Here is a 7450-nt window from a genome sequence, read left to right as displayed (position 1 = left end):
CGCACCGCTCCGCTCCCAACTCTTTTGCAATCCGCTCCATGTCCAAGCTTGTGCCCATAACTACTCCTTCGCGAAATCGCGAAATGCCAGGTACTCGTCGCCGATCACGAGCCCAACTTCGCCTTGCCGGGCCTCGCGCCCAAGTCGCCGGCAGAAACTCCCAAGTCGGCTGAGACAATCGCATCGGCGATGTCTGCGGGGGTCGTGTAGCAGTGAATTACGACGGGTTGATCCCGGACGAGCACGCCGCCCATCTCATCGTCGCGCCAAACTCCCTTGGCCCGCGGAAACGCAGTCGCCCCGCCAAATAAAAGGCCGAAAGTTTCGAGCGCCGCATCGACCCATTACTCCTGATTGATCGCCGTGGTCGCATCGCGCTCAACACTCGGCACAAACAGCACGACCAAGACGGTTTTTTCGGCTTACTTCCAAACTCGGATCTTCCATCGCTACCTCCCCAAGCGATATATATCGATCGTGGCACGGCTTGTTGCAAGTCCGGCTTCATCGTTTTGATCGGGCGCTGGCTTGCCTGCCGTTGCCATGACGGTCAAAGCAACATAGCCATCGCTCCACGCGGGAACGCGCACCAAGCAAACGTGGTGAGGGATTCGGCTACGGCGCGGAGTTGGCCCGGGTTCCGCTGCGCCCCACCGCCTGGGACCTGACCAAGGCTGAGCCCGTGCCGCACAACTCAGAGGCTGTCCGAAAACTGGGCGTAGGCGACGTTGGCAGGTCGTGGGGCGGCCTTCCCAGGCCGTCTGACGTGAGCGACGGCCTGGGATGGCCGCCCCACGGGAGTTTTCGGACAGCCTCTCATAGCCGAACCGGTCGGGCCGCCACTCTGGCCGGTCGTCGCCCAAAATGGCGAAGCTCGCCACCTTTTGATTTACAGAGGATTGGCCGCGCACCTCGTTGGACGCGACAAACGTGTCGCCTGCGCTCGGGTGAGAACGTACACCTCCGCCCGGCAAGCGGGCGGCATCCGGTCGGAACAAAACTGGCATCAGTACACGCTCGTCGGCCGCGAGTTTTTGCGCAGCCCAGGGTGGTGTCGCAAAGTTGAGTTGGTCCCCCACACCAACCCGAAGCGTAAGCGAGGAAATACCCGATTTTGCCTCGCTTACGCTTCGGGTTGGTGTCTATTCACCCCGACCAACTCAACTTTGCGACACCATCCGACGGCGCGACGGCTGGTGTCGGTGGCCGCAATCGGCTATTTTTGGACATTCTTGCTTGCGGCGAACGGTGCCACAGCAAAGCGTCCCGGCAAGTCCCTACCAGGCGGTATGACCCATGAATCGGTTCCGAACGCAACCCGCGTCTGTCGTGTTGTTGACCCTGCTGGCACTGAGCTGCCTGGCCGGAGCGGGCTGGCTGCAAGTCGGCGGCTATCAGGCCATGACGGCGATGGGAGCCGTCGAACACGAAGCCATCGAACTCTGGGCGCCGCTCAAAAGCCCCAAGTACGCGACTTATGAAAAGATCGCCTTGCTCGCCAACGTCGGAGTGGCGATCGCCGGGCTGCTCTACGCCTTGATGCTCGTCGGGCAGGTCAAGAACGCTCCGCAAGGCACCGCGCGGATGCAGGAGATCGCCCGTGCCGTGCGCGAAGGCGCCGACGCCTATCTCTATCGCCAGTTTCGCGTCGTCGGCCTGTTGATCGGCGTGATCACGTTCGTGCTCTACTTCGCCGCCGTGAAGTCCAAGACGCCGGCTGAAATCGCCATTGGGCGTGCCATCGCGTTCCTCGTGGGTTCCATCTTTTCCGCCACCGTCGGCTTCGTCGGCATGCGGCTGGCAACCATCGGCAACCTGCGCGTGGCCACCGCGGCCCAGGAGAGTTTTGGACGGGCATTGCAACTTGGCTACCGCACCGGCACCATCACCGGCATGCTCACCGACGGCCTGGGACTGCTGGGCGGCTCGATCATCTTCTTGATCTACGGCGAACACGCCTACGAAGCGCTGCTCGGATTCGGGTTCGGCGGGACGCTCTTGGCCCTCTTCATGCGCGTCGGCGGCGGCATCTACACCAAGGGCGCCGACGTGGGCGCCGACCTGGTGGGCAAGCTCGAAGCCGGCATCCCTGAAGATGATCCCCGCAACGCCGCCACGATCGCCGACAACGTGGGCGACAACGTCGGCGACTGCGCCGGCATGGCCGCCGACATCTTCGAAAGCTACGAAGTCACCATCGTCGCCGCTATGATCCTGGGCATCGCCAGCTTCGGGCACAAGGGCGTCATCTTTCCGTTGCTCGTGCGGGCCATCGGCGTCATCGCCAGCATCATCAGCACCTACAGCGTGCGGGCGGGCGACAAAGGCACGGCCGCCCAGGCGATGAAAAGCGTCAACCGCGGCTTCGTCATCGGCTCGCTGATCAGCGTGCTGGGGTTCATCGTGCTGGGTTGGGCATACCTCAATTTCAATCAGGAGTATCTCGATCAATACCCGCAGGCCATCGCCGGCTTTCCGGGTCATACGCCCGAAAACGTCACCGCCGGCCTGCCCGTCTGGGCGACGTTCAACGTCGCGGGGCTCGACATGCGGCCGGCGTGGACCTGCCTGGTGGGCATTATTCTGGCCGTGTTTCTCAACAAATGCACCGAATACTACACCGGCACCGAATACTCGCCGGTGAAGAGCCTGGCCAAAGCCTGCACGACCGGGCACGCCACCAACATCATTCAAGGCTTCGCCGTCGGCTATGAGAGCACCGTGGCCGCCGTGTTCATCATCGCCGGCGCCATCCTGGCAAGCGTCTTGATCTACTCCGGCACCAACGCCACGTTCGTGGCCTTCGGCGTGGCCATGTGCGGCATCGGCATGCTCACGCTCACCGGCAACACCATCTCGATGGACGTGTTCGGTCCCGTGGCCGACAACGCCAACGGCATCGGCGAAATGGGATACGACGCCCAGGCGATGGGCGAAAAAGCCTACAAAGAATCGCGGCAAATCCTGGCCGATCTCGACGCCGTCGGCAACACCACCAAGGCCATCACCAAGGGCATCGCCATCGGCTCGGCCGTGATCGCCGCGGTCTCGCTGTTCAACAGCTTCATCGTGTCGGTCGGATCGGGCGGACAAGGCGAGTCGGCCACCATCACCGAAGACGTCTACGCCAAGGTGGCGGCGCTGCTGACGGTCTCCAATCCGCACCTGTTCATCGGCATGCTGCTCGGCGGGGCTGTGCCGTTTCTGTTCAGCTCGATGACCATTCGGGCGGTCGGCCGCGCCGCCTATCTGATCGTCAAGGAGTGCCGCATCCAGTTCCGCGACAAGGAAATCTGGGAAGGGACCAAGAAGCCCGACTACGGCCGCGTGGTCGATATCTGCACGATGGCCGCCCAGAAGGAACTGGTGGGGCCGGCCCTGCTCGCCATCTTGGTGCCCACGCTCGTCGGCTTCGGTCTGGGCACCATTGCCCTGGCCGGTTTCCTGGCCGGCATGATCGTCACGGGACAGTTGTTGGCCGTCTTCATGGCGAACGCCGGCGGCGCCTGGGACAACGCCAAGAAGACCATCGAAGACGAGCCGAGGAACGCCGAAGCCAACACCGGCAAGGGCAGCGAGAAGCACAAGGCGGCCATCACCGGCGACACCGTCGGCGATCCGCTCAAAGACACCGCCGGGCCGGCGATCAACCCGCTCATCAAAGTCATGAACATGGTCAGTCTGCTGATCATCGGCTTGATCTTGCCTTACGACAAAGAGTTGATCGACCGCATGGGCGTCGCCTGGCAACAAACGTATCTTCCCGACGGCGTGAAACCGCACGACGCGCTGTTCTGGGGCTCGATCGTCGTGTCGGCGGTGGGCCTGGCTTGGGCGATTTGGCAGTCGAAGCACGAAACGCCCGACATGCAGGGCTAGCCGGGCAGCGGCTCCAGCACGACCCCCAACGGAGACGTCACCTTCTTGCTGGCGAACAGGTCGGGGCCGGCCGAGCGGATTTGGTCGCGCTTCAGTTCCGCGACTTCCTTGGGGCCGGTCCAGACGATGCCGCGACCGCTCTGATGGATCTCCTGAGCGAGTTGAAACGACTTGGTCTGATCGTAGCCGAACACCTTCATGAACGTTTCGATCACGTAGGCAAACGTGTGGTCTTCGTCGTTCAGCACCACCACCGCGTAGGGCGGCAGCTTTTTCGGCTTCCGCTTGGCGGATTCCGGTGCGTCTTCCTGGACCGGTTCGGCGACTGCTGCATTTTCAGCCATAACTTCAGAATACCGGTCACGGCTTGGGGCTGCAACCTTCCGCAACCGCGTCAACGGCACGTTCCGCACTTTCGGCAAATCCGTCCGCAACGGTTCCCTTGCCGGTCGCCGCCGCCCCATTCGTATCCTATGTTTCTCCAGGGCGGTTCCCGAACGCGACTTCGCCGGCGCCTGGCAGATTCCATGATCAAATTGACCCAGCTTGGCGGAGACGAGTTCGTTCTCAACGCCGAGCTGATCAAGTACGTCGAGCGGCGGCCCGACACCATCGTCTCGTTGACTAACGGCGAACGGCTGGTGGTCCGCGAAACGATGGACGAGGTGCTGCGCCGGGCCATCGATTATCAGCGGTCGAAACAACTTTTCCCGAAAGCAGAAGAACGCCAACCATGGACATCGCGACCCTCGGTGGCATCGGCGGCGGCTTCACGCTGATGCTCGTGGCCCTGTTGCTGGCCGGCAGCCACGGCAACGCCGGCGGTGTCTCGCTGGGACAGTTCATCGACCCGCCCGCCGCCATCATGGTCGTGGGCGGCGGCCTGTGCGTGGTCCTGACTTCGGTGCCGCTGAAAAAGTTTCTCACGCTGCCCAAGATGATGCTGAAATTGGCCGTCAACCGCGGCGAAGACCTCTCCGGGCTGGTCGGGCAGATCGTGGCCCTCTCGGAGCTGGCACGCAAAGACGGGCTGCTGGCGCTGGAGGCCAAGGTGCCCGAACTCGCCAACCACACGCTGTCGCTCGGCGTGCAAATGGCCGTCGATGGCACGCGGGCGGAAGTCATCCAGGAGATCCTCCGCACGGAAATGAAAGCTGAAGAGGCGCGTCACCACGTCGGCAAACGCATGTTCGACATCATGGGACGCTGCGGCCCCGCGTTCGGCATGATCGCCACGTTGCTGGGCCTGATCCTCATGCTCGGCAACCTCGACGACCCCGACTCGATCGGCCCGTCGATGGCCATGGCCCTGGTGGGCACGCTGTACGGTGCGGCCATGGCCAACATGATTTGCATGCCCTGCGCCGAGAAGCTGGCCTACCTGAGCCACCAGGAGCAGTTGGCCAAAGAGATCGTGCTGCGGGGAGTGCTGGCCATCCAGGCCGGCGACAGCCCGCGCGTGGTCGAACAGAAACTGAACGCATATTTGCCCGCCGAGAGCCACGGCGCCTTGGAGGCAGCGGCCTGAACATGACGAACGCGGCGCAACAGGTCGAAGAAGGACTGCCCGAATGGATCATGTCGTATGCCGACATGATTACCATTTTGATGGCTTTTTTTGTGGTGATGTACTCGATGGCCGGCGCCAAAGACACCGTGAAAGAAGCGGCCGTGCTGCGGTCGCTGCGGCAGAACCTTGGGCCCTTCAAAGACATCTTTACGTCGTTTCAGCCGGCGAAGTCGAGGTTTTCCGAGATGGGTGGCGGCACGCGGCCTTCGCGGCCGGGCGAACATGGACCGTTGGGGCACGGCCCGGCGGGCTCCGGGGCCGCGGCCAGAAACAATGTCCCGCGGCTCACCGCCGGCCAACCGCTCGCCCGAGGCGGCGTGATTTACTTTGCCCAGGGCGCCGCCGGCCTGTCGGAAGAGAACAAGACGCAGCTCGATCTGGCGGTCGAAGAGCTGTCGGGCAAGCCGCAGCGAATCGAGGTCCGCGGCCATGCTTCGCGTCGCCCGCTGGCTGAGAACTCGCCCTATCGCGATCACTGGGATTTGGCCTATGCCCGTTGCCGAGAAACGATGGATTACCTGGTGGCCCACGGCATCGCCCCCGAACGGATCCGTTTGGGAGTGGCATCGCAGACTTCGTCGCAGGCGGCCAGCCGGCCGCTGCTGTTGGTCAGCGAATCCTGGGTTGAAATTTACATGCTGAACGAGTTCCGAGATCGGCGTGAAACGCTGGAACAAGAGTACGAGCAGGAGAAAGCGTTATGAGTGCAACCGCGACAGCTTCGTCCGCGACGCCCGCCGATGCGGCGCCGAGCGGCAAGAAATCGGGCTGGTTCTGGAAAGTCGTGGTGTTGGGGCTGATCCTGGCGGTCATCGGCGCGGAGTGCCTGTTTGCCTTCGTTTATGTGACGATGGCCACCGACAAAACGATGCACCCGGAGCCCGCCGCCCCTGCCGCCAAGCCGGCCAAGCACGAAACGGGGCACACCGAAAAACCTGCCGGCGAACATGGCAAGGTGGGCGAACACGGCGAATCAAGCGAGGCCGGGGGAGAACGTGAGATTGATATGGGCGAATACAGCCTGACCGCGTTCCAGCCGGCGTCGAACACGACGCTGCTGGTCAACTTCCACCTTTATGGAACGATTGCCGGCGAGGAAGAAGAGTACTTCGCCGGCAGTTACGAGGCCAACAAGCACCGCATTCGCGACCAGGTGTTGACGACGATCCGCAGCGCCGAGATCGCCGATTTGACCGATCCAGGGTTGGGCTTGATCAAAAGGCAGATTTTGGAGAAAACTAACCGCACTTTGGGCAAGCCGGTCCTGCAAGGCATCGTTTTCAGCGATTTTTTGGCAGTCGAGCAGTAGGTGCGATGACGGATCAACCGCCGCCGGTCAACAACGACGAAATCGAACGACTGCTCCAGCAAGCCGGCGAGGCGGTGTCCGGAGTGCCGGCCGCCGCCGGCGGCAGCCATGAAACACCTGCCACTGGCCGACCGACGGAGGCGGCCACCGCCGCGCCTCCGCGCCGGCCGGAAGCGGCCGCGCCGCGCGACGAAGCGATTGCGTCGGCCGACATCGAGCTGTTGCTGAAACAGGCCCAGGACGCGATCGCCTCGATCGACAAGCCGCATGAATCGCTGGCGGCCTCGGCGAAGTCGTTCCAGTTGGAGGAGCTTTCGGGTGCCGCGCCCAACACCGAACGCGCCACGTTGGAGTTGATTCGCGACGTGGAGCTCGACGTGCGGATCGAATTCGGCCGCACCCAACTCTACCTGGAAGACGTTCTCAAGCTTCGCAAGGGGTCGGTCGTGGCGCTCGATAAATTGGCGGGCGATCCGGTCGATGTGTTTGTCAACGGCCGGTTGATCGCCAAAGGCGAGGTGTTGGTGTTGAACGATAATTTTTGCGTCCGCGTGGCGGAGTTGATCGCAGGCGAGCAGCCTGGCTAGGCGGGTGGACGTAGGGTGGAAAAAGCGAGCTTGCGAGCGCCGGCCCACCGATAGCGACGTCGTTTTTATGGTGGGCCGGCGCTCGCAAGCTCGCTTTTTCCACCC

At 62.9% G+C, this 7450-nt stretch carries 7 protein-coding genes; 6 read left to right on the top strand and 1 reads right to left on the bottom strand.

Annotated features, from left to right (window positions below):
* Window positions 1-1296: 1296 nt before the first annotated feature.
* Window positions 1297-3879, top strand: a complete 2583-nt coding sequence (locus tag VNH11_34155) for a sodium-translocating pyrophosphatase (protein ID HVA51436.1) — start codon at window positions 1297-1299, stop codon at window positions 3877-3879.
* Here VNH11_34155 and VNH11_34150 read toward each other — a convergent pair.
* Window positions 3876-4223 carry an ATP-dependent Clp protease adaptor ClpS gene (locus VNH11_34150; protein HVA51435.1) on the bottom strand — a complete coding sequence of 116 codons (348 nt, stop codon included), beginning with the start codon at window positions 4221-4223 and terminating at the stop codon, window positions 3876-3878. The genes VNH11_34155 and VNH11_34150 overlap by 4 nt on opposite strands.
* A 183-nt stretch (window positions 4224-4406) precedes the next feature.
* Between VNH11_34150 and VNH11_34145 the strand changes: the two genes are divergently transcribed.
* Genes VNH11_34145 through fliN form a run of 5 tightly spaced genes read left to right on the top strand, consistent with a single transcriptional unit; the run spans window position 4407 to window position 7345 of the window.
* On the top strand, window positions 4407-4658 hold the full coding sequence (locus VNH11_34145; GenBank protein HVA51434.1) for a flagellar FlbD family protein: 252 nt from the start codon (window positions 4407-4409) through the stop codon (window positions 4656-4658).
* Window positions 4613-5407: a MotA/TolQ/ExbB proton channel family protein gene (locus VNH11_34140; protein ID HVA51433.1), complete on the top strand. Its 795-nt coding sequence runs from the start codon at window positions 4613-4615 to the stop codon at window positions 5405-5407. The genes VNH11_34145 and VNH11_34140 overlap by 46 nt, the downstream gene beginning before the upstream one ends.
* 2 nt (window positions 5408-5409) lie before the next feature.
* A complete protein-coding gene (locus VNH11_34135; GenBank protein HVA51432.1) occupies window positions 5410-6153 on the top strand; it encodes a flagellar motor protein MotB in 744 nt (247 codons plus the stop codon).
* Window positions 6150-6758 carry a flagellar basal body-associated FliL family protein gene (locus VNH11_34130; GenBank protein HVA51431.1) on the top strand — a complete coding sequence of 203 codons (609 nt, stop codon included), beginning with the start codon at window positions 6150-6152 and terminating at the stop codon, window positions 6756-6758. Before VNH11_34135 ends, VNH11_34130 begins: the two co-directional genes overlap by 4 nt.
* A 5-nt stretch (window positions 6759-6763) precedes the next feature.
* On the top strand, window positions 6764-7345 hold the full coding sequence (fliN, locus tag VNH11_34125; protein HVA51430.1) for a flagellar motor switch protein FliN: 582 nt from the start codon (window positions 6764-6766) through the stop codon (window positions 7343-7345).
* Window positions 7346-7450 lie beyond the last annotated feature (105 nt).

This window comes from Pirellulales bacterium (assembly GCA_035533075.1).
GTDB lineage: Bacteria > Planctomycetota > Planctomycetia > Pirellulales > JAICIG01 > DASSFG01.
This window is presented reverse-complemented; position numbering and strand designations above follow the sequence as displayed.

Coding starts and splice junctions, on each gene's coding strand:
- VNH11_34155 (HVA51436.1), top strand. CDS start 1,297: ATGAATCGGTTCCGAACGCAACCCGCGTCTGTCGTGTTGTTGACCCTG.
- VNH11_34150 (HVA51435.1), bottom strand. CDS start 4,223: ATGGCTGAAAATGCAGCAGTCGCCGAACCGGTCCAGGAAGACGCACCG.
- VNH11_34145 (HVA51434.1), top strand. CDS start 4,407: ATGATCAAATTGACCCAGCTTGGCGGAGACGAGTTCGTTCTCAACGCC.
- VNH11_34140 (HVA51433.1), top strand. CDS start 4,613: ATGGACATCGCGACCCTCGGTGGCATCGGCGGCGGCTTCACGCTGATG.
- VNH11_34135 (HVA51432.1), top strand. CDS start 5,410: ATGACGAACGCGGCGCAACAGGTCGAAGAAGGACTGCCCGAATGGATC.
- VNH11_34130 (HVA51431.1), top strand. CDS start 6,150: ATGAGTGCAACCGCGACAGCTTCGTCCGCGACGCCCGCCGATGCGGCG.
- fliN (HVA51430.1), top strand. CDS start 6,764: ATGACGGATCAACCGCCGCCGGTCAACAACGACGAAATCGAACGACTG.